The organism is Anaerosalibacter massiliensis, from assembly GCF_024623155.1.
Taxonomy (GTDB): Bacteria; Bacillota; Clostridia; order Tissierellales; family Sporanaerobacteraceae; genus Anaerosalibacter; species Anaerosalibacter massiliensis.
This window is the reverse complement of record NZ_JANJZL010000001.1, coordinates 459,599-483,219: the sequence shown is the minus strand read 5'-3', so window position 1 is coordinate 483,219 and position 23,621 is coordinate 459,599. Positions and strand designations below refer to the sequence as shown.

General features: G+C 29.3%; 20 protein-coding genes and 2 pseudogenes. 17 read left to right on the top strand and 5 right to left on the bottom strand.

The window, feature by feature from the left end; all coding sequences use genetic code 11:
* Positions 1-151 precede the first annotated feature (151 nt).
* Both NSA23_RS02715 and NSA23_RS02710 read left to right on the top strand, forming a co-directional pair.
* The gene (locus tag NSA23_RS02715) at positions 152-610 is read left to right on the top strand and encodes a PDC sensor domain-containing protein (RefSeq protein WP_042681240.1); all 459 of its coding nucleotides are present in this window, start codon (positions 152-154) and stop codon (positions 608-610) included.
* Between the two features lie 60 nt (positions 611-670).
* A complete protein-coding gene (locus tag NSA23_RS02710; RefSeq protein WP_147524984.1) occupies positions 671-820 on the top strand; it encodes a hypothetical protein in 150 nt (49 codons plus the stop codon).
* A 683-nt stretch (positions 821-1,503) separates the two neighbouring features.
* Here NSA23_RS02710 and NSA23_RS02705 read toward each other — a convergent pair.
* Positions 1,504-2,220, bottom strand: a complete 717-nt coding sequence (locus NSA23_RS02705) for a hypothetical protein (RefSeq protein ID WP_042681244.1) — start codon at positions 2,218-2,220, stop codon at positions 1,504-1,506.
* Between the two features lie 204 nt (positions 2,221-2,424).
* Positions 2,425-2,607 (bottom strand): annotated as a pseudogene (locus NSA23_RS16685) (hypothetical protein); the annotation flags it as partial.
* Positions 2,608-3,645: 1,038 nt separating this feature from the next.
* Between NSA23_RS16685 and NSA23_RS02700 the strand changes: the two are divergent.
* The 3 genes and pseudogenes from NSA23_RS02700 to NSA23_RS16680 form a co-directional block, all read left to right on the top strand.
* Positions 3,646-3,948, top strand: a complete 303-nt coding sequence (locus NSA23_RS02700) for a hypothetical protein (RefSeq protein WP_042681246.1) — start codon at positions 3,646-3,648, stop codon at positions 3,946-3,948.
* Between the two features lie 99 nt (positions 3,949-4,047).
* Positions 4,048-4,275 (top strand): hypothetical protein, encoded by a 228-nt coding sequence (locus NSA23_RS02695; protein ID WP_257490092.1) that lies wholly within the window; start codon positions 4,048-4,050, stop codon positions 4,273-4,275.
* A 1,453-nt stretch (positions 4,276-5,728) separates the two neighbouring features.
* Positions 5,729-5,905 (top strand): annotated as a pseudogene (locus NSA23_RS16680) (transposase); the annotation flags it as partial.
* Positions 5,906-6,127: 222 nt separating this feature from the next.
* Here the strand turns inward: NSA23_RS16680 and NSA23_RS02690 are convergent.
* On the bottom strand, positions 6,128-6,793 hold the full coding sequence (locus NSA23_RS02690) for a P-II family nitrogen regulator (RefSeq protein ID WP_050069827.1): 666 nt from the start codon (positions 6,791-6,793) through the stop codon (positions 6,128-6,130).
* On the bottom strand, positions 6,777-8,270 hold the full coding sequence (locus tag NSA23_RS02685; RefSeq protein WP_042681252.1) for a DUF1538 domain-containing protein: 1,494 nt from the start codon (positions 8,268-8,270) through the stop codon (positions 6,777-6,779). Before NSA23_RS02685 ends, NSA23_RS02690 begins: the two co-directional genes overlap by 17 nt.
* 557 nt (positions 8,271-8,827) lie before the next feature.
* Here NSA23_RS02685 and NSA23_RS02680 point away from each other — a divergent pair.
* The 5 genes from NSA23_RS02680 to NSA23_RS02660 all read left to right on the top strand — a co-directional run bounded on the left by NSA23_RS02680 (position 8,828) and on the right by NSA23_RS02660 (position 14,923).
* The gene (locus NSA23_RS02680; protein WP_246119198.1) at positions 8,828-9,379 is read left to right on the top strand and encodes a GNAT family N-acetyltransferase; all 552 of its coding nucleotides are present in this window, start codon (positions 8,828-8,830) and stop codon (positions 9,377-9,379) included.
* Between the two features lie 140 nt (positions 9,380-9,519).
* A complete protein-coding gene (locus tag NSA23_RS02675; protein ID WP_042681253.1) occupies positions 9,520-10,845 on the top strand; it encodes a glycine/sarcosine/betaine reductase component B subunit in 1,326 nt (441 codons plus the stop codon).
* Between the two features lie 12 nt (positions 10,846-10,857).
* Positions 10,858-12,168, top strand: coding sequence for a betaine reductase selenoprotein B (gene grdH, locus NSA23_RS02670; protein WP_081915217.1), 1,311 nt, complete (start codon positions 10,858-10,860; stop codon positions 12,166-12,168).
* A 52-nt stretch (positions 12,169-12,220) separates the two neighbouring features.
* On the top strand, positions 12,221-13,723 hold the full coding sequence (locus tag NSA23_RS02665) for a glycine betaine uptake BCCT transporter (protein WP_042681260.1): 1,503 nt from the start codon (positions 12,221-12,223) through the stop codon (positions 13,721-13,723).
* 345 nt (positions 13,724-14,068) lie between these two features.
* Positions 14,069-14,923: a 4Fe-4S binding protein gene (locus tag NSA23_RS02660; RefSeq protein WP_042681262.1), complete on the top strand. Its 855-nt coding sequence runs from the start codon at positions 14,069-14,071 to the stop codon at positions 14,921-14,923.
* Between the two features lie 79 nt (positions 14,924-15,002).
* Here NSA23_RS02660 and rocF read toward each other — a convergent pair whose 3' ends face one another.
* Positions 15,003-15,923 (bottom strand): arginase, encoded by a 921-nt coding sequence (gene rocF, locus NSA23_RS02655; protein WP_042681264.1) that lies wholly within the window; start codon positions 15,921-15,923, stop codon positions 15,003-15,005.
* 856 nt (positions 15,924-16,779) lie between these two features.
* Here rocF and hydA point away from each other — a divergent pair.
* Genes hydA through preA form a run of 7 tightly spaced genes read left to right on the top strand, consistent with a single transcriptional unit; the run spans position 16,780 to position 23,370 of the window.
* Entirely contained in the window at positions 16,780-18,165 is a 1,386-nt protein-coding gene (gene hydA, locus NSA23_RS02650; RefSeq protein WP_042681265.1) for a dihydropyrimidinase, read from the top strand.
* A 14-nt stretch (positions 18,166-18,179) separates the two neighbouring features.
* The gene (locus tag NSA23_RS02645) at positions 18,180-18,653 is read left to right on the top strand and encodes a DUF1097 domain-containing protein (RefSeq protein ID WP_042681267.1); all 474 of its coding nucleotides are present in this window, start codon (positions 18,180-18,182) and stop codon (positions 18,651-18,653) included.
* Between the two features lie 43 nt (positions 18,654-18,696).
* Positions 18,697-19,926 carry a Zn-dependent hydrolase gene (locus tag NSA23_RS02640; protein WP_042681269.1) on the top strand — a complete coding sequence of 410 codons (1,230 nt, stop codon included), beginning with the start codon at positions 18,697-18,699 and terminating at the stop codon, positions 19,924-19,926.
* 18 nt (positions 19,927-19,944) lie between these two features.
* Complete coding sequence (locus tag NSA23_RS02635; protein WP_042681271.1) at positions 19,945-20,394, top strand: hotdog family protein; 450 nt, start codon at positions 19,945-19,947, stop codon at positions 20,392-20,394.
* Between the two features lie 27 nt (positions 20,395-20,421).
* Positions 20,422-20,823 (top strand): hotdog fold domain-containing protein, encoded by a 402-nt coding sequence (locus tag NSA23_RS02630; RefSeq protein WP_042681274.1) that lies wholly within the window; start codon positions 20,422-20,424, stop codon positions 20,821-20,823.
* A gap of 59 nt (positions 20,824-20,882) precedes the next feature.
* On the top strand, positions 20,883-22,115 hold the full coding sequence (locus tag NSA23_RS02625; RefSeq protein WP_042681276.1) for an FAD-dependent oxidoreductase: 1,233 nt from the start codon (positions 20,883-20,885) through the stop codon (positions 22,113-22,115).
* A 1-nt stretch (position 22,116) separates the two neighbouring features.
* Positions 22,117-23,370, top strand: a complete 1,254-nt coding sequence (gene preA / locus NSA23_RS02620) for an NAD-dependent dihydropyrimidine dehydrogenase subunit PreA (protein ID WP_042681278.1) — start codon at positions 22,117-22,119, stop codon at positions 23,368-23,370.
* The last annotated feature ends 251 nt before the right edge of the window (positions 23,371-23,621 follow it).

The following is a 23,621-nucleotide window of genomic DNA, read 5'->3' as shown; positions in this document are numbered from 1 at the left end:
GAACAAGGTATCTAATTGGTTATCACACTATTTGTTAAAAAATTACAAGGTTTCAAATTATTATTTATATAGAATTAACTAAATGTAAAGAAAATAGTAAATATTTTTAAAAAAATGTTGCCGACAATAAAAATGAAAGAAGAAATTATATGTGAAATTAAAAGGAAAGATGGTATTATTTACGGTATTAGTATGTATTATAAGCGTTTTATCTATATCTATAATTAATTATTTAATAGATTTAGTATTTTTTGTAAAGCTAGGAAAAGGTTCTTATGCTTTTTTAATTGATGATCAAGGAAATATTGTAACCCATTTAAATGAAAAATTTAAACCAAAGGAGGAAAAATTATATAATATTGATGAAATATTATATGGGAAAACGAAATACATAACTAAAGGCAAGAAATTAGATATAAAAGATAGAAAAATAAAAGACTATGATGGAGCGGATAGATTTTTCTTTTTTGGAAATATAGAAGAATCAAATTGGAAAGTAGGGGTAGGAATTTCTACTGATTATGCTTTAGGAAATATAAATAAGACAATTAAACATACAATAATAGCAGTATTAATTGTCTTGATAATATCTATAGCTATATCTACATAAAAAAATTCTGAGAGTGATTTAGAAATAGTACTTTTAAAGATCGTCAATGATAACCATGAAATGAATTTAATAAAGGATCTATTAGATAAAAATCAAATTTCTTATATTATAAAAGAACGTGAAAGTGGAGGGTATATGAAAATATATACTGAAGCCTCAATTTATGGAACTGATATTTTAGTAGAAAAATCACAGGATATTATTAATTAAGTGTTCAAGCTAAGCCACATTTTCAACCCATAATTTCTATGAGATAATACCTTTAAACAATAATAAGAGGGTTATTTCAGATGAAAGATGAAGATAGAAAACTTTGGACTGAACGAATTCAAGATTGCAGAAGTAGCAGCTTAACGGCTGTTAAATGTTCTGAATAAAAAGGTGTTTTTTTCATAAACTTAGGTATTATATTAATAAATTCAATAAAGAAAAGAGATAAAATCCTAACGGGGATTCTAAAGAAACAAAATGGGTATCTGTTATTCCTAAAGAAATAGCAGTGAATAAAGAAACATTTTTAGCATTAAAAATTACCGTAGGTAAGGTAACAATTGAAATACGTTCTTAACTTTAATGAAAGTACTTTTAAAGCCGTTATAAGGATTTTTTTACAATGTTAAATCGAAACCGTTTACTATTTAACATATCTATTAGAAAAATCACCTAATATAGATCTAGAAAATTTAGAAGAGTTGGATTAGCTATTACCTTAGTCAGATTCAATTCTAGAGAATTACAAAATTCCTAACAGAAAATAGTATAATATATATCCCCTATCTTTTGAAGTTGGAGGATAACTTATGCTTTCATATATAAATAATATAGAAAAAAGAGCCTGAATCTCAGGCTCTAAAGATATAGACTTAGGTTTTCAAATTTTTTACTTGATATATTTAAACGTCAAATATATCGCGGAAATTACCAAAATGAATAGGATATCCTATTTCAAGATCGCCAATAGGGATACCTAAAGTTGCGTTCATGTTATAACTTCCTGTAAAAGTAAGCCTCATTCCAGAGTTAGAAAGCGAATAATTGGTACGTATATTATTAATACTAGGGACAAATGCAGCCCCAAAATTTGTATTAAAAGAGATTGTTGGACTACTAGCTGAAACAATGCGACGGGTGTTAAAATTATATGAATATTTTCCAGTTAAAGTAGAGGTCCACTCTTTCTTGAATTTATGTTTTAAGTCCCATTCATTATGATAAAAAGTTTTCTTGACAGTTTGTGTTTTAATACTCATTATTTGTGAATCTGAATTATAATTTTTTTCAGGTATTATTTTTTCATAAGATACTAAAAGCTTTTTACTTATGATTAAGTTTTGAATAGCCTCATAATCTTTCGAAGAATAATAGTGTGAGGTCTCATTAATAAAGTTTTTAGTAACATCTAAGCCGTTAATATCGATCACCTGTACCCCATCTAAATTCATAAAACAATTATTTATAAAATTGAAAAATAATGAACTAACACCAAACTCATTTGTTTCTAACTCAAAATATTCTTTATTTTGTGATAATTTTTTAGCATATACCATCTGATTCGATAAGCAAGTTAAACTAATAAAAAAAGCTAATACGATAATAAGATTTTTTTTCATAAATTTAGCCCTCCTATGATCTAAATTATATATAGATTATTGAATAATTAGATTTTTATTTAACTTTAAAGAATATATTATAACAACAAATTTAACTACATTATATAGATAAACAAGTTCAAAAATTACAATATTTATAATAAGATCTAGCATTAACGAGAGATTTAGTTTCGGATTTGTTAAAATTCGTGTGATTAAAATAATTTAAATAAAGTCTTTAATGTCAATTAATAGAAGATCTTGCTTTATATTCATAGAAATAAGATTTTGGCTTATTTCATACATTTTTTGTGGATTCGACATTGGTGAATAAGGTGGAAGATTCAATATAAATAGATCTTCTTCATGTTGTTTGATAAATTCTTCAACAGCTTTTGAAGTATGAACTCTACCATTATCTCAAATCATAAATACTTTTTTATTCTTGTTAATGTATAGTAAGTGTTTTAAAAGTTTAATAATTTCATTAGAATTAATTCTTTCATCAGAAAGATATATTTACAACGGAGTTAAAATTTTTACTAGTTTCAGTAGCTCCAATAATATTAACGCCCTTAAGAGTACCATTTCTTTCTATTGCAGGTGGGTGCTCTATTGGACTCTACTCTAACTTTGGTTCATCTTGAACATACAATACTGTACCTGAGGTGTTCTCAATAATGTCTAGTAGACTAGCAGTTTTTTTAAAAGCTTCTTGAAGCTTTAGATCTCCTTTTTTTATATGATTTACTAGCAGTCTTTGAAAATATCAAAATGAAATACATTTATTATTTTTTAATTATTCATGTTGTTTATCTATATTATGAATATTGAATTTTTAAATTAATAGACATAAAATTTATTAGCATTTATGAATATTTTTTAACGTGTATTGATATTTTTTCATGAATTCATCTATTGGGTATAAAAGAAAAGTTTATTTGTTTTTACAATTATTGTTTATTCAACAATCTATAAATAGAATACCATATAAATCCTGAGTTTACAAGTTTATCTGGTTATGATAATATATTCTCATAAATATTAAATTAATAATAGGATTCGTTTAATTGATTTGAAGATTAATTCCCCATATAAAGAATGATGTAGAAACAAATAAATTATCAACCTAGGTTGCTATAATTTTCTCTGAAAAATAGGAAAGACATTTATCTATGATAACCTTAACAATAAAAAATGGAGGTTATAGATAATGAAATTAACATCATTTGGGGAACGAATCATATAAATTTTAAGGAAACATAAATTAGATATTAAAGAAGCAAGACTAGCTGAAAACTAACTATTGATAAAATAGAAGATATCATCATTCAAACATCAGATAATATTGATCATGAATTATTAAAGGATGCTGGAGAAGAATCAAGTGATGAGGAAGAAGATGATGATTGAGAGTCCATAAGATGTCCAACATGTCGAGGTAAAATGAGATTTAATAAAGCAAATGTTCCTATAAGCATATTGACTATAAAGGGACCATTGACCAGTATAAGAGATTATTATTTTTGTAGGTATTATCATAAAAGTATTGGATATACTGATGAGTCGCTTAATATTAATAAAGAACGTTTAGTAATAAAACGATTTATGGAGTTAATTGCTTACTCAGGGCAAAATTCCAGATATTTTGAAAGAGCTTCAAAATATCTGGAAAAATACAAAGGACTTAAAATAAGCTCTACCACCATTGAACAGGTTTCTGAACAAATTGTAAAAAAAGTATACTAAAGGGATCTTAAAGAGGCAGAAATATTATACAAAAATCCTGAAAAAGTATATGAAAGGTTTTTAGATAGAGATAAAAGTGATGAAACTTTATACATTGAAATGGATGATCTTATGGTTTTCACTAATATTATGGAAGAAGACGAAAAGCTTTTATGGAAAAAAACGGAGATTATATTATTACTAAAAATGAGTACATTACACATTTTGGAAGTGCTGAAGAATTTTAAAAAAATGCTTTTTTTACTAGGAATTAAAGCTGGATATGGATATATTAAAAAAGTTTTAGTTATTGGAGATGGAGTTCAATGGGATAACAAAGATTTGTGAGAAATTATTTCCTGATAGAATACACATACTTTATTATTATCACCTTAGTGAAAATATACACAAGTATGTTTACTGTTTGTATCTCATGGATGAAGTTTTTGGTAGAAGGTAAGTAAATCAAGTTTTAGAATCTGTAACTGAAGGAAGAGTTGAAGAAGCTATTGATAAGGTTACTGAAAAAAAGATTACTGATTTGTCCGAAGGGGTGGTAAAATTACCAGAGTATATGATAAAAAAACAACATAAAATTGATTATAAAAATTTTAGAGAACAAGGGTTTTTATTGGTAGTGGTGCAATTGAAAGTGGCAATAAAATGGTTATACAAGAGAGGATGGTTCAATCAGGAATACATTAGAATATTCAAGGTGCACAGTATATTACTACTTTAAGTACAAAGCATGAAAGTAATCTATGGAATGAATTAATGGCAGTTATTGACGTATAAAATGTAATTTTAATATAATATATGGTTTAACCTAGAAAATAAAATTCTGCTTTTATGTCTATTTTTTTGTTACATAGTTTTCCTTCGACTCAAGATATATATATATATATAGAAGCACAAACTATGATTATTTATATTTTATGGGATAAATTTAATTTGTGCGCCCTCAATAATAGCAGGTATTGACAATATATTATTAAAATCGTAGTTGTAAAAGTAGATAGCCGTTAGTTATAAACCGTGATAGAAACTTAAAATCAGTAGATATTTATAAATTTTTTGAAATACGTTTTTTTAATAATTGGATAGTTGCAATTGATTAATATAGTGTTTAAAAAAGGAGGCCTATATTCATGAAGAAATTATTATGTAGTTTAAAACAAAATATTAACTATAAAAATAAAAAAATCTTAAAGTTTTATTTGTTGATTTTTTCTTTACTTAATTTAATATATGTATGTTTAGAAATATATAATTTGAAATTAAGAGAATCATTTTCTTCATTAGGGAACTCATTTCCATTAATCAAAGAAACATATCCTTCAGAGTTTATTATTAGTACTAATATATCCAAAGCTAATAATATTATAGTATATATAATTTTTTGTATTAACTTATTTTGTTTTATTATGCTTATAAATAAGAAGTTCAATATAAATGCAAAACAATTTTTGATAATCCATATTGTTTTTTTATTTTTAGCTTCTCTTATTAGCTACATACTTGCAGCTATTTTTTTAGTTCCTATTGGGAACTTAATTGAGCAACTTTTCACATCATATTTGATAACATTTATAGTTTCAATATATTTTATTGTAAAAACTGTGTATCGAAAAATTAAATCATTTATTAATTAAGTCAGGCATCCAAGTACTATTAGTCTACCTATAAGGAATAGTGTAAATAAATGCTCTTTTTTGGCAAGAATTAAAATAGGAATAAAAACCAGAAAGGAGTATTTTTATCATTACATTACTAAAAGAAGTTCTAAGAGAAATGATTAACTATGATTCATCAGTTTAGAAATTTTTTAAAAATATGTTATAGCTATAAAGATAAATAAGACTTTGTAAGAGATTTTAAAGGCGTGTACACAGCTACCAATGAAGAGGTTGTCTATGAAGCATTAGGAGAACTCGAAGAAAAGTGGAATACCAAATATCCTTTTGCAATTAAAAGTTGGATTATATCTTTAATCAATTAACTATTTAAGCCCACTTATCCATTATAAGAATTATTGCCAAAGTTATAAGAGTTTATGTATATTATCCTAAAACTTTGGCAAACTAAAATCAAGATACAAATTTATCATTTATTTCCAATTGAATATTTTTTGTTAGAAAGAGCTATAGCTCTTATACTAAAAGCACGAACTTAAGATTGTAAGGTTCTATTATTATGAATGTTATTTTTCAAATAATCCTAGTGTCTTGTTTACATCTAGTACAAAGATTATACCTTTTCCAGGATGATTAATATTCAGCTTCTCTTTAATGGAATTTACTATTGATTCTGTTTTTTCAATTGTTGATAGGATTAGTACAATTTCTTTTTCAGGTTCTATTTCAATGTTAAATAATCTTGCATTTTCTCGTGTTCCGGATCCTCTCCCATGAATAACTGTGCCACCTGTTGAACCAGCAGATTTAGCTGCTTCTAAAACTTCATCTGACAACCCTTTATCAACGATTGTAAATATTGCTTCATATTCCATATTTTTCACACCTCGCTTTTCAGGATTTGCTATATATCTAAAATTTTTAAGCCCTATACAATTTTTAATCGGCATAGAAAAAGCTATACCATGATTAGGTTTGTCTAATGAAAATTTTTTATTTAATCCATTATAAATTGTATCTTCTAATTCCTCATTAATAATTATTATAAGTATCTCTTTTCTAATTTCATTAAGACTCAATATATCAAGCAAGTGATCATTAACTGTTCCCTTTCCTAGAAAGAAGGTTCCACCAGTTGCACCTAATTTTTTTGCTTCTTTTAAAACTTTGCTTCCTTTTTCAAAATCTACTATTATGCAAAACAACGAGTACCTTTTATTCATTAAATTCATCAAGATCAGCACCTCCTTTGTTTGCTTTAATTTTAAATAGAAGACCAAGGATTTGTATAGCAACTAATGGAGTCATGGCAACCATTGCAATAACACCAAACCCATCTATTAGTACATTTGCTGTTGGAATTGCATTAGCAGCTCCCTGGGCAAAGGCCAAGATAAATGTAGCTGTCATTGGACCTGAGGCAACACCGCCAGAATCATAAGCTATACCTACAAAAATAGGTGGTACTTTATAACTTAAAAAAGTAGCTAACCCAAATCCCGGTAGTAAAAAATGCCATAGTTTTAAGTTGGGTATCATTATTCTTAGCATAGATATTGTTACTGCAAAGGCAATTCCAAGAGATAATGTTCCTAATATCATGTTCTTTCTAATATGTCCTGATGTTACATCTTCTACTTGTTCTGTAAGTACATATACTGCTGGTTCTGCAAGTACAACTACCATACCTAATATAAATCCAATAGTTGGAAGCATCCAAGAAGATTCAAGATTTGCAATACCATGACCCATAACTCTACCAACTTCCATAAATCCTGCATTGACCCCTGATAAAAACAGTACTAGTCCAATATATGTGTATATAAGTCCCTTTAGAATTTTATTTCTATTTTTTTTACTCAGTTTAAATTTAATTAGGTTAAAAATTAAAAATAATATAAATATGGGTAATAGTGTTATAATTGATTCTCTCATTAACTTTGGAAGCTCTTGTAGATAGGGAGTAAATATTCCAGTATATGGCACAAACACTTCTGCTTGCCCTTGTATATTATTTGTACCTGTTATTATATTCATTATCATAACTGCAAGTATTGGTCCAGTTGATGCAATGCCTACTAGTCCAAAACTATCTTCTTCTGATGTTTTTCCGCCTTTTAATTGTGAAACACCAAGTCCTAGGGCTAATATAAATGGAGTAGTCATAGCTCCAGTAGTAGCCCCTGATGCATCTACAGATATGGCTAGAAATTCTTCAGAAACACAAATACCTAATAATAAGAGAATAGAATATACAATTGTAAATAATTTGTTTAATGGCTTTTCATATAGTATTCTAAGTAGTCCTATGGCTACCATAACTCCTACTCCTATGGAAACAATAATAAGAATTAAAGAGCCAGATACAATTCCTCCAGTTGCATTATTTACTTGGCGGGCAAGTATTTGAAGATCAGGTTCTGCTACTGTAATAAGAAAACCTAAGACAAAACCTAAAAGACCTACTAAATATGATTTATTGGTTTTTGCAATTGTTTCCCCCATAAGATTACCTATAGGTCCAATACCGATTTCAGCTCCAAATAAAAAAATGCCCAGTCCAATAATAACAAATATTGCACCTATTATAAATCTAATAAGCATTTCTGTCTTAATCGGTACTACAGTAAAGTTTAGTATAATTACTATCAAGGTTATAGGCAGGACTGATAAAGATACTTCCTTAAATTTATTGATTAATACACTCAAGCATCATCACCTTCATTCTTTAATATTTTATGGTTTTTCTGATAAAACTGTATTTTGAACAATACAATATTATCATTTATACCCAATAATGTAAACCGAATAAATATTAATTTGCCACTAGTATGTTAAATTGCTTAGAAAATCCAACAATTGATTAACATATTAGAATTTGAAAATTCTATACTATAAGGGAAGATTACCATATTGTTCGAAGGACCTAATTAAACTATATATTTATGTATATATGAATAAAATTACATTATTAAGAAGGTTGGAAAAAATTATCTGCAGACAGAAATACAGAAGTAATGCAGCTATTAAGAAAATTAACACGAATCTAAAGAAGATACTTTAACATATGTTTCAAAAAAATTTAATGTATACATTGGATTATATTAAATAGTTGTAATAATTGAAGGAGTTCTTGCAGATTGACAAAAAAATCAAAAAATAGTAATATCAACATATCTAAGTATTACTAGACTACCTATGAGGAACTAAAATTAAAAAAATATTAGCATTATTAATATTCAATTTGGTGGAAAGGATTTGATCCTGTGGCTAAAAATAAGAAAAAAATAGAGTGTTTAGGTCAAAAATTGGAATTAATAAGGCCTAATATTGATTTAGAGAAAGAGTATCATGATTTTGCTAAAGAGTGGAAGAATTATGGAGAAGAAATCATTCCATTCTCCGCAAGGCTGTTAGATATGGATTATAGAGAATGGTTGAAATATACGTATAAGATTGAAGAAGAAGAGACTTGTCCATCTCATCTAGTTCCTGCTTATACATATTTTTTAATTTCAAAAAATAAAAGAATCATAGGTGCTATAAATATTAGACATTCTTTAAATGATTATCTATTTAATTATGGTGGACATATTGGTTATGGTGTTCGTCCATCTGAAAGAAGAAAAGGATATGCTTCTCTAATGCTATCTTTGTCCTTACTTATAGCTAAAAAACTTGGAATTGAAAAGATTTTGATAACTTGTGATAAAGAAAATATAGGCTCTGCCAAAACTATTTTAAATAATGGTGGAGTGCTAGAAAATGAAGTTAAAGAAGATGGGAAAATAATTCAAAGGTATTGGATAGAACTTTAAATTATGTGATTGGAATGTTTTATTTGAATTTTTAAATTTAATTTAGAAAATAACTAAAAACATAATTAGTTCTATAAGAGGAATAATAAAAGTGTATTTTTATAAATCAAGAAAACTATATAAAGGAAAGGAGTGGAAAAATGAAATTAGAAATAGGCAATTTTTATGTAAAGGATGTAGCTTTTGGAAATGAGACTAAATTTGAAAATAATGTTCTAGTAATCAACAAAGAAGAAGCATTAAATTATATTAGAGAAGATGAACATATTACAGAAGCAGATTTAATTATTGCTAAGCCAGGAGAAAATGTAAGAATAGTTCCTGTAAAAGAAGCAGTAGAACCAAGAATTAGGCCAGATGGAAGACCAGTTTTTCCAGGAGTTACTGGAGATGTAGAAAAGACTGGAGAAGGAAGAGTGCATGCTCTAAAAGGAGTAAGCGTATTGGGAGTAGGTAAACATTGGGGAAGTTTTGGAGATGGACTTATAGACATGAGCGGTGAAGGAGCAAAATACACTCTTTTTTCTCAAACTATTAACATTTGTCTAGTAGCAGACACTGATGAAGAATATGAAAGATATGAACAACAGAAGAAAAACCATGCTATTAGATGGGGCTCTCATAGATTGGCAGAGTATATTGGAAGAACAGTTAGAAACTTAGAACCAGAGGAAGTAGAGAAATATGAATTAGAGCCAGTAACTAAAAGATCAGAAAACATGCAAAACTTGTCTTCTGTAGTATTGGTTATGCAGCCCCAGTCCCAGATGGAAGAATTAGGATATAATGATTTGGTTTATGGATGGGATATGAATAAATATGTGCCAACTTTCATGCATCCTAATGAGGTATTAGATGGAGCTATTATTTCAGGAAGTTTTATGCCAGCATCTTCAAAATGGTCCACTTATGATTTTCAAAATTTTCCAATTATTAAGGAACTATATAAAGAACATGGAAAGTCTATTAATTTCTTAGGAGTTATTATGTCAAATCTAAATGTATCACTAGAACAGAAAAAACGTTCATCAATATTCGTAGCTCAAATAGCAAAGTCTTTAGGAGCAGATGGAGCAATAGTTACGGAAGAAGGATATGGAAATCCAGATACCGATTATATTATGTGTATTGCTGCTTTAGAAGATATAGGAGTAAAGACTGTAGGTATAAGTAATGAGTGTACAGGGAGAGATGGAGCTTCCCAGCCATTAGTTACTTTAGATGTAAAAGCTAATGCATTAGTTTCAACAGGAAATGTTTCTGAAATTATTAAATTACCTCCTGCAGAAAAGGTAATAGGAGAACTTCAGGCTTTAGCAAGAGATGGCTTATCTGGAGGTTGGGCTTATGATGAAATATTAGGTCCTTCAGTTAAAGAAGATGGTTCAATTATTATGGAAAATAATGCTATGTTCTGTGGAGATAGAATAGCAGGATGGTCTACTAAAACAGTTAAAGAATTTTAAGGAGGTGGAAAAATGAAGAAAGCAATACATTATATAAACCAATTTTTTGCAGGAATAGGTGGAGAAGAAAAGGCTGATTATAAACCTGAAATAAGAGAAGGATTAGTAGGACCAGCAATGGCACTAAATAGTGTAATTGACGCTGAAATAACTCATACAGTTATTTGTGGTGATAATTTTATGGGCTCAAATAAAGATGAGGCAGTAGATAGAATTTTAAATTTTTTAAAGGATAAGGAATTTGATATATTTATAGCAGGACCAGCATTTCAGGCTGGGAGATATGGAGTAGCTTGTGGAACAATATGTAAAGCTGTAAAAGAAAAATTTAATGTACCAGTTATCACATCAATGAATGAAGAAAACCCTGGTGTAGAAATGTTTAAAAAAGATATATATATATTTAAAGGTGGAAAAAGTGCTGCTAAGTTAAGAAAAGATATAAAAAGTATGGCAGATTTCGCTAATAAAATATTAAATGGAGAAGAATTAAGTTCAGCAGATGAAGAAGGATATTTCCCCAGAGGTATTCGTCATCAGGTATGGTTAGAATCTGGTAAAACTGCTGCCGAAAGAGGAATAGAAATGCTTGTTAAAAAACTTAATAACGAGCCCTTTGAAACAGAGCTAGTAATACCAGAGCCAGATAGAGTACCTATAGCTAAACCTATTAAAGATTTAAGTAAGGCAAATATTGCATTGGTTACATCTGGAGGCATTGTACCAATAGATAATCCTGATAAAATACAATCTGCTTCAGCTACTAGGTGGGGAAGATATGATATATCTAAATTAGACAATTTAGAGTCTGGAGTATTCAAGACTATTCATGCTGGATATGATCCTGCAGCTGCTGACGAAGATCCAGATAGAGTAGTTCCAGTAGATGTTATGAAGGTATTTGAGAAGGAAGGAAAAATAGGCAAACTTCATAAGTATTTTTATAGTACTGTAGGTACAGGAACTACTCAAGCTGAAGCAGCTAGAATGGGAAAAGAAATGCTAAAATATCTTCAGGATGATAAAGTAGATGGAGTTATACTCACTTCTACATGAGGTACTTGTACTCGTTGTGGAGCAACGATGCTAAAAGAAATAGAAAGAGCAGGAATACCTATAGTTCATATGTGTAATTTAATACCAGTTTCATTAACAGTAGGAGCAAATAAGATAGTTCCAACAATCTCCATTCCGTATCCTTTAGGAGATCCATCTACTTCTGAAGAAGAACAGTGGAAACTTAGGTATCATAGAGTTGAAGTAGCTTTAAATGCTTTAACTGAAGATATAAAAGATCAGACAGTTTTTAATGTAAAAATTTAAAATAAAAGGGTGATAGTTTTTATCACCCTTTTAAACAAAGGTGGTGTAATATTTGGATAATGAGAAAAAGAGAGGGAACTATGTTTTTTATATATCCTTATTCTTTGTCATATTTATAGTGGCATGGGGAATATTTTTTTCTAATAGTTTCACAAAATTAGTAAATAATATTTTTAGGTTTTTAACAAATAGATTTGGTTGGTTATACTTAATAGCCATGTTTTCTTTTGTATTATTTGCTATTTACTTAGCTTTTAGCAAATATGGAAATATAAAATTAGGTCCAGACAATTCTGAGCCAGAGTTTAGCAATCTTTCCTGGTTTGGAATGCTTTTTGGGGCAGGTATGGGAATTGGATTAGTATTTTGGGGTGTAGCTGAACCTCTTAGCCATTTTGCCAATCCTCCTTTAGGAATAGAACCAGGTTCTACTAATGCAATGAGTTTCTCAATGAAATCTTCTTTTATGCATTGGGGAATTCACCCCTGGGCTAATTATAGTGTTATTGGATTAGCTCTTGCTTATATGCAATTTAGAAAGGAAAGACCTGGACTTATAAGTAGTATATTTATTCCTCTTATAGGGGAAGAAAGAGCAAAAGGAGCACTAGGGAAATTTATAGATATTTCTGCTGTATTTGCTACTGTTGCAGGTGTAGCTACATCTTTAGGTTTAGGAACTTTACAGATTAATAGTGGTCTTGATTATTTATTTGGAATACCAGTTAATATATTTGTTCAAATAATTATTATTTCTGTTATAACTTTAATATTTATATGGACAGCTGTAAGTGGAATAGAAAAGGGAATAAAAATTTTAGGAGATTTAAACTTGGTTCTTGCCACTATTTTATTAGTTTTAGTTATATTATTAGGACCAACTCTTAAAATTGTTAATATGTTTATTAGCAGTTTAGGTAATTATTTACAGTATTTTATAGAGGATAGTTTATCTATAAATGCTTTTGAAGATAATACATGGTTGAATACATGGAGAATATTTTATTGGTCTTGGTGGATTGCTTGGGCTCCATTTGTGGGAACATTTATTGCTAGAATTTCAAAGGGTAGAACAATTAGAGAGTTTATTATTGGTGTAACATTAGTTCCAGCTCTAGTGTCTCTGGTTTGGTTCGCAGCTTTTGGAACTATGGGACTTAATTATGGAAGGAATATAGATTTAACTCAATTGAGAGACATTGTATCTACTCCATCTATCGCTTTATTTGAAGTATTTAAACATTATCCCTTAACATCTATTTTATCTATAATTACAATATTTTTGCTATGCACATTTTTTATTACATCTGCTAATTCAGCGACTTTTGTATTAAGTATGTTAACTTCAAATGGAAATTTAAATCCTTCTAATAAAAAGAAAGTATTGTGGGGACTGATACAATCTCTTCTAGCTATAGCTTTACTTCTTTCAGGAGGATTGGCAGCTCTTCAAACAGCATCCATAGTTGCAGCTTTTCCATTTATTTTTATAATGATATTTTCAATAGTGTCAATAATAAAGTCCTTAAGAGAGGAAAAAACAGATAAGGTATAATAAAACTAAATAGAAAGAAATTAAAAGAAGAGGAAATTTCACATAAAATTTCCTCTTCTTTTAAAATCCTAAAATGAAATATCTAATTATGTAGATGAAATAAATATTAGTGTAAGAGAAAAAGAAAGAGCAAAAGAAAGAGCAAAAGATAATCTAATTAAAATAGATAATATAATATATTCTATATTCAATCTGACAAAAGATGAAATAGATAGAGTAGAAAGGGAATGAAAAATTTAGAATTAGCTTAATAATAGTAAATAAATTTTGGACAATTAAAGACTATTTTAGTAAAATATTATAATATGATTAGAGAATAAAAGATATTGTACAAGGAGAGATATAGTGGACATACAGGATATAAAACAGTTAAGAATGGAAGGATTCTTGCCATTAAAATATGATGGATATTTTAGAATAAGAATTTCTAGTGAAGCTGGGAAAATGACTGGGGAAGACATAGAGCATATTGCATATATATCCAAGGAGTATGGGAAAGGATATGTGAATTTTACTACAAGATTATGTGTAGAAATACCTTGGATTAAATATGAGAATATAGAGAAAGTGAAAGAAGAGATAAAAAACTTTAATCTTTTATTATTAAGACCAAGGCATAAATTTCCATCTATAATTTCTTGCGGAGGGAAAATATGCACTAATGGTATCATAGATACTAAAGATATTGGAGAAAAAATTTTTAATAAATATAAGAATTGTAACTTACCTGGGAAAATAAAAATTGGTATTATAGGATGTCCTAACAATTGTTTAAAAGTGGAATCAGAGGATTTAGGAATAGTGGGAAAGAGAATACCAAAAATTATAGAAGAAAATTGTATAAACTGTGGTTTATGTGTTAAATCTTGTAGGAAAAATGCAATTTCTTTTTCAAATACTAAATTAATATTAAATAATTCTAAATGCATAGATTGTGGAAAATGTATAGAGGTTTGCAAATTTAATGGAATAATTGAAGAGGATATAAGGGTATCAATATATGTAGGAGGAAATATTTTAAAACTTAAAGATAAAAAAGGAAGGCCTAGTACATTATATTCTCTTGAGGAAGCAGAAAAAATTATAGATAGAATTATAAAGTATTATAAAAAACATGGGAAGAAAAAAGAAAAGTTTAACAATATGTTAGATAGATTAGGAATGGAAAATTTGTTAAAAGACCTAGAAGGATATATTTAATAAAAGAAACTGTCATCTATAAAAAAACAGATGACAGTTTTTGTAGTTTATCTTGTATATTTATTAGTGGTTTGCATATTTATGCATTTTTAAGCAAAAAATTATTTAGGTATTTAAATGTCCAATTTATTAAATCAATACAAAGATCTGCAGTAGTATCGTTTTCATCAAGAAGTGGGTTTAACTCAACAAAATCCATTGATTTTACAAAGTTGGTGCTTAATAAATCTTTAAGTATTTTCTTTGTTTCTTCTAAACTAAATCCTCCTTCAACTGGTGTTCCAGTACCAGGGACTAAACTTTTATCTAAAGCATCTATATCAAAGCTTAAATGTACTCCATCAATATTAGTAGATTTTATACTATTTATAACTTCATTCATAACAGCATCAAGTCCAATTTTGTTAATTTTATCCATAGTGTATAAGTTTAAATCTAAATCTTTTGCAAGTTTAATTTCTCCCTCATCTAAATCTCTAGCACCAATAATATATACATTTTCAGGCTTAACTTTTGGACCGTCAAAATATACATTTGTTAATAATGGATTTCCTACACCTAATGCTGCAGCTAATGGCATTCCATGACTATTGCCAGAAGGAGATGTTTCTTCAGTATTTATATCCCCATGAGCATCCACCCATATTACGGCTAAATTTTCAAAATATTTGCTAGCTCCAGATATACTTCCCAGTCCTAATGCATGATCTCCACCAATTATAAATGGAAAATTTTCTGAATTAAGAGAATTATATACTAAATGAGCAAGATTATTATTTATATTTGTTATAGATTTTAAGTATTTAATATGATCATGGTCAGCATATTTTTCTGATTCAGAAATTTCAGGTATGAATAAACTTCCAAAGTCATAAACTTTATGGTTTTGATTTTCTATAGTTTTTACTACATTTTTCTCTCTTAATTTTTTAGGGCCATATTGAGCACCATTTCGATCGCACCCATACATAATAGGTACTGTTAATAAATTAATATCCATATTTTAAAATTCCTCCTTGAAATTTTGTATAATAAACAGATTATATACCTATATATTCTATTGTATCATTTAAAATAGCTAGATTAAAGTAATAATATGGGTTCTTTTTTTAAAAAAACCATAATGAATTCTTATACATCTCATGAATACTTAATCATGTCTTTTTAGGAATGTATTTATATAAAAATTCTCTATCTTTCTAATTCCATCTAAAATCAAAGGATCTCAATAATTAGAGAGATTATATTAAATAATTTTAATAATTACAATATTATTATTGAGTTTTTTAATAGCAATAGTATATTAACTCCTTAATTCTTAAAAGGGAAATTATTCATATTGCGATATAATATTTAGTAAAATATAAAAATAATTAAAAATTTAATGAAGTCTTTAAATATACATATGATTCAAACCAATTCTATATATTTAGTACATGTAGCGAGACTTGATTCAGGTCAAGCAGCTATTAAAAATTATATAACTGTAGAAAGTATCTGATTTTTTTAGTTCGAATGGTAGTATAAATAAATGCTCCTTTCTAGCAAGATTAAACTAGAAAGGAGCATTTTATAATCTGGCTTGGGTGATAAACTATTTTTGAATTTAATAATAAATATAATTTGAATATGAATTGAATTAAAATAATATAATTCAAATATGGTTTATAAAACTTTTTATTTATATTTTAATTTATGTATTGGTATTTAGAATATAAAATAATGGCTATATATAGCTAGTGTATGCACTATTTTTATTTATAAGAAATTAAACATATATTGGTATAAATATTGCATGTAGATATGAATGAAAAGTTTGGCAGTGTAATTATATTACTGAAAAAGGAGAGGATTTTGTGAAAGACTTTGATCTAGTAATTAGGAATGGGACTATCGTTACATCCTCCGATATATTTAGTGGAGATATCGGAATAAAAAGGGGGGAAATTAAGGAGCTAGGAAGAAATTTATCTGAAAGAGCAGAAGACGTTTATGATGCAAAAGGAAAATATATATTTCCTGGAGGTATAGATGCACATACTCATTTAGACATGCCTTTTGGTGGAACATTTTCAAGTGATGATTTCAATACTGGAACTAAGGCAGCTGCTATTGGAGGAACTACAACCATAGTTGATTTTGCAGTTCAACCACAGGGAAAAACTTTAAATGAGACTATAGAAATGTGGAGAGAAAAGGCGGACGGAAATGCTTGTATAGATTATGGACTACATCTTGCTATTACTCAAATGAATGATAAAACAAGAGAAGAAATACCTCAAGTAATAAGAGATGGGTATTCAAGCTTTAAGGTATTTATGATTTATGAAGGAATGATGGTTGATGATTTAACATTTATGGAAGTACTAGATATAGCCAGTGAAAATAATGGACTAATTAGTGTTCATGCTGAAAATCCTTTTGTTATAGACTATTTTACTAAGAAATTATTAGAATCTGGTAAGACAGCTCCTAAATATCATGAAATATCAAGACCAGCATACTGTGAAGGTGAGGCAACTAATAGGGCTATTAGTTTAGCTAAAATGACAAATGCACCACTTTATGTAGTACATTGTAGCTGTGAAGAATCTGCATCTGAAATTAAAAAAGCAAGAGAAGAAGGATTTCCTATCATGGGTGAAACATGCCCTCAATATTTATTATTATCCAGAGACAATTATGAAGAAGAAGGATTTAATGGTGCAAAATATGTAATGTCCCCACCACTTAGAGATAAGAAAAACTGGAATTATTTATGGAAAGCTTTAAATGATGGAGTATTGCAAACAGTTGCCACTGACCATTGCCCTTTTTTCATGAAGCAAAAAAGAATGGGATTAGATGATTTTACTAAAATTCCAAATGGAGCTCCAGGGATAGAATTGAGAATGGCTTTAATGTATTCATATGGTGTAGATAAGGGAAATATTTCTATTGAAAAATTTGTTCAATTAACATCAACAAATGTAGCAAAAATTTTTGGACTATATCCTAAAAAGGGCTCTATTGTTGTAGGAGGAGACGCAGATTTAATGATATTTGATCCTGAAAAGAAAGTAAAGATAAGTAAAGATATTTTGCATGAAAATGTAGACTATACACCTTATGAGGAACTTGAATTGAAGGGATATCCTGTAGCAACATTTTCTAGAGGAGAGCTAATAGCTGAAGATGGTGAATATATTGGATCTGAAAATAGAGGAGAATTTATTAAAAGAAGTGGACCTAAAATTATTTAATAAAGGAGGGTTCCATGACTTATTTAATGGCTTTAAGTATTAGTACAGGAATTTTATGTGGAATATGGTCTCAGATTAGTATACCTATGGGTATGTTTACTTGGGCTGGTTTTGCAGGATGTACTACTTATTTTGCATCAGGTAAACATAAGATGGAAGGATTTTTATTAACCATTAGACAAAATATTTTTGGAGTGTTTTGTGGAATGATGATTATAGTTTTGGGCGATCATTTTCCCTTTCCCGGTTCAATAATTATCTTTAGTGGATTAGTTACATTTATAATGTGTATAGCAGGGAAATATAAATACTTTGCATTTATACCGGGAACTTTCGTGGGATGCTTCTCAACATTTGCTGGAAATGGGGATTGGAAAATATTGATACCATCTTTATTTTTAGGTGCATTATTAGGAATTGGGTGCGAATTAGGTGGAGATTTGCTATTTTCAATATTTGGAAAAAATGAAACAGAAAAGCAAGATTAAAAAGTATAAAGGTAGGATGAATTAAAAAAGGGGGTCCTATATTATGTATATTTGTAATGCAAATAGAATGAAGGATAAGATAGAGACTTTTTCAAATTATGGAGATACAGGTAATGGTGGAATTACTAGATATTCATTATCTAAAGAAGCTATTCAGGCTAGAGAAGAATTTATAAGGAGAATGGAGGCTATTGGTGCTGAAATAGCTACTGATGACATGGCAAATATATATGCTATTATTCCAGGTTCAGATCCTAATGCAAAGAGAATTGTTATGGCATCTCATGTTGATTCAGTAAAAAATGGAGGCAATTATGACGGTATATTAGGTGTTATATCAGCTATGGAAGTTTTGGAAACTATTGTTCATGAGAAAATTCCTCATAAGCATCCACTTACAGCTATGATTTGGACAAATGAAGAAGGTTCATTATATCCACCTGCAATGATGTCATCAGGAGTGATTTGTGAAAAGTTTGATAAAGATATAATGCTTGCGTCAAAAAGTATATTAGATGGAAAGACTACTTTTGGTGAAGCTTTAAAAGCAAGTGGTTATATCGGGAAAGAAGAAAATAGATTAAATCCTTTTGACTATAAATGTATGTTTGAACTTCATATAGAACAAGGTCCAATACTTGAAAAAGCTAATAAAGATATTGGTGTTGTAACTTGTGTACTTGGTATGGTTAATTATAGAATTAGAACTTATGGTCAAGCTGATCATGCTGGTACGACCCCTATGAAATATAGGAAAGATGCTCTTTATGCAGCTGCTCAGGTTCTTATTCATCTTCACAATGAATTAGATAAACTTGACTCGGAACTTGTTTATACAACTGGTGAAATTAAATGCAATCCATGTGTACATACAGTAATTCCTGATTTTATTGATTTTTCAATTGATGCAAGGCATGAAGATCCTAAAGTAATTGAACAGGTTGTTAATATTATTGAAAATATACCTAAAGAATTTGCTAAATGTGAGGTTGGCTATGAGAAAGCTTGGGCTCGTGAAACAGTATATTTTAATGAAGAATTAGTAGGCTTTGTCAAAGACTCTGCTGATGAATTAGGTGTTTCTAATCAGTATATAAATAGTGGAGCAGGCCATGATGCTCAGTTTGTATCAGAAATGATTCCTACTACTATGATTTTCGTTCCTTCAAAGGATGGGCGTAGTCATTGTGAGTCTGAGTTTACATCTGTAGAAGAATGCACAAATGGTGCTAGTGTAATGCTAAATGCAGTTCTTAAAGCAGATGCAAAATAAAAAATAGGAGGTTAGACAATGAGGGATACTTCAGTGTTGAGTTATAAAATTACAACAGCAGATGGGGCAAATCAGGAGGGTATTATATCAGTTGGAAGACAATTTGACTTTTGGGGAGATGCAGAAACAGAATTAATGATATTAAATGATGGTGATGAATCGCTATGCTTAGGTTATAAAGATGTACATTTTTATGATGATATATATGTAGGAGATCAAATTGAATTTAAAGCTACAATGGCAAGGATAGGGAATACTTCAAGAACTTTAAAATTGGAAACTTTTAAAATAGCTACTCCATCAAAACGGATTGGCATAAAAGATGCTAAAGACTCTGATATGTATTATTATGATGAACCTAAATTAATTTCAGAAGGTAGTGTTGTGCTAGTAGTCAGAAAAGAATTACAAAGGGGAAGACAACCTGATGGAATAATAAGAAATCCGTGGAAAGAAATTGCTGATTAATAATTGAAATTAAAATGGAGGGTTAATATGAGTGCTAAAAGTGATTATAAATCAAATGAGAGTGCTACTCTACGCTACAGAATGTCTAGTAAAGATGAATTTTATGGAGGCGGTATAGTAAATGGGTCAAGAGCTATAACTCTTATGTGTGATGTTGCAGAAAAATTGGTAAATAAGGTATTTGGAAACAATGGACGGTGTACTGAAGTTGAAAGTATTCGTCTACATTCCCCCATTCATGCTGGAGATTATATGGAATTCATAGCAAGAGTTATAGATAGAAAAGATGACTGTATAAAAATAGGATGCCGTTCTTTCAAAATTGCAGGTATACCAGAAGAGCCAGAATTTCCGAGTTCAATAGATGTATTGGAAGAACCTACAATTTCAACTGATATGATTATAGTTTATAAATCTAGAGATGACTAAGTGTAGTGCAAGTTTAGAGATAATTAAGAATCGGAAATAAAATATTAGGGGGAAAGATTATGACAAGAACAATAGATTTAGAATATGGAAAGTCTATGAAGAGGAAACTTAATATTAGGACTGCTATGGAGGAAGCATCCCGTTGTCTTTTATGTCATGATGCACCTTGTAGTAGAGACTGCCCTGCAGGAACCGATCCAGGAAGCTTTATTCGTTCTATTAGATTTAGAAATATAAAAGGTGCAACAGAAACAATTAGAAAAAATAATATATTGGGAGGATGCTGTAGTCTAATCTGTCCACGTGAGAAATTATGTGAGGAAGCTTGTAGTAGGACTGGTATAGATAAGCCAATTAGAATTGGAGAATTGCAAGAATTTGCTATTGAACAAGAAAAGATCTTTGGAATGGAAGTTTTAAAAGCACCTAAAGATAAGAAAAAGGGAAAAATAGCATGTGTAGGTGCAGGACCTGCTTCACTTGCATGTGCGGCTAAATTATCTTTAGAAGGGTATGATGTAACAATTTTTGAAGCTGAAGAAAAACCAGGTGGGGTTCTAACATATGGAATAAATCCTTCTAGACTACCACAAGGAGTTGTTGAGCATGATATAAAAAAGATAAAGGATCTTGGGGTAAAATTTGTAATGAATAAAAGAATTGATGGAAAGAAAGATATTAAAAAATTAAAAGATGATTTCGATGCCATACATATTGGTGTTGGTCTTGGAAAATCTAAAGAGATAGAAAATAAATATATAAATAAAAACATAGATGGAGTCATAAATGCATTAGATTTTTTAAAAACTGCAAGAGAAAATAATGGAAAGATTGATATAGGAGAAGATGTAATAGTTGTTGGCGGTGGGGATGTAGCAATGGATTGTGCAATGACAGCTAAACAAATAGGTACAAATATTTCAATTGTATATAGGAGAACTATAGAGGAAGCTCCTGCAAGTTATGAAGAATTAGAAATTGTTCAGAAGATGGGAATACCTATTATTACTAATTTTGCACCAGAAAAGACTATTGAAGAAAATGGTAGATTAGCTGGAGTTAGTTTCAGATCAAGAGATGGACATTCCACTATGAATTTTAAAGTAGATAAATTAATACTTGCGATTGGTCAAGAAGCATCCTTAGGTTATAGAGATTTGAAGCTTTCTGATGGAATTTTTGCATCTGGAGATTTAATAAATGGTGGTGAAACTGTAGTTCAAGCAGTTGCAGATGGAAAAAAAGCTGCGTTAGATATAATCGATTATTTAAATAAAAAGGAGGCAAAATAATATGACTTTCAAAAAAGATTTGTCTATAGATTTTTTAGGAGTTAAATGTGAAAATCCTTTTTTTCTATCATCTTCACCAGTTAGCAGTAGCTATGAAATGATCTCTAAAGCTTTTGAATCAGGTTGGGGTGGAGTATTTTATAAAACAGTAGGAATATTTATTCCTGATGAATGTTCCCCAAGATTTGATATAGGAACAAAAGAGTCTACAGTATGGACTGGTTTTAAAAACATGGAGATGATTTCTGATAAGCCACTTGAGGTAAATCTAGAATATATAAATAAGTTAAAAAGAGATTATCCTAATAAAGTTGTTGCAGTTAGTATAATGGGCAGTACTAAAGAAGAATGGGAAGAATTATCAAAATTGGTAACAGAAGCTGGAGCAGACATGCTAGAATGCAATTTTTCATGTCCTCAAATGACAAGTAGTGCCATGGGTTCAGATGTGGGACAGAATCCAGATTTAGTATATGAATATACAAAAGCAGTAGTAAGTAAAACCCATTTACCTGTAGTTGCAAAGATGACTCCAAATTTAGGAAATATAGAAATACCTGCTATTGCAGCATTAAAAGGAGGAGCAAAAGGTATATCAGCTATAAATACAGTGAAGTCTATAACAAATATAGACTTAGAGCATTTAACTGCTATGCCCGTTGTAAATGGTAAATCTTCTATATCTGGCTATTCTGGAGCAGCTATAAAACCAATAGCGTTAAGATTTGTGGCTGATTTGTTAAAGCATCCTGATATTAGGGAAACCCATATAAGTGGAATAGGAGGTATAGAAACTTGGCAAGATGCACTTGAATTCTTATTACTTGGAGCACGTAATTTACAAGTAACTACTTCTGTTATGCAGTATGGATATAGAATTGTAGAAGATATGATAAGTGGATTGTCATATTATATGGATGAAAGAGGTGTAAGTAGCCTTGATGAAATAATAGGTACAGCATTGCCTAATATAGTATCGGCAGAAGAATTAGATAGGGACTTTAAAATCATACCTGAAATAGATGAAGAAAAATGTGCTAACTGTGGTAGATGTTATATATCTTGTTTTGATGCTGGTCATCAAGCTATTGATTGGGATGAAGAAAAGAGGCTTCCAAAAGTTAATGATAATTGTGTAGGTTGTCATTTATGTCTAAATGTATGTCTAGTATTAGGCTGTATAATTCCTGGAGAAGTGAAATTTAAAGAAGGCAGGACTCCTCATGAAGTAGAAATTAAAGAAATATATGAATAGGAAAAAGATTTACTATAGCAGTATTTTATGAAATGGTTTAAAGAATAAAGCCTTGTGTATTATGAAGTTTTAATACCAGGCTTTATTTTTTTATGTAAATAGTAAAATTTTCAATAAGTAAAATATGAATATTTATACACTGAATCTATAATTTTTCATTTTCTGATTTTTCTAACCTTAATGAAATTAGCATTAAAAACCTTTATATCACCCTGTTATTAAATATTATTTTCTCTGTAATAAATATATAA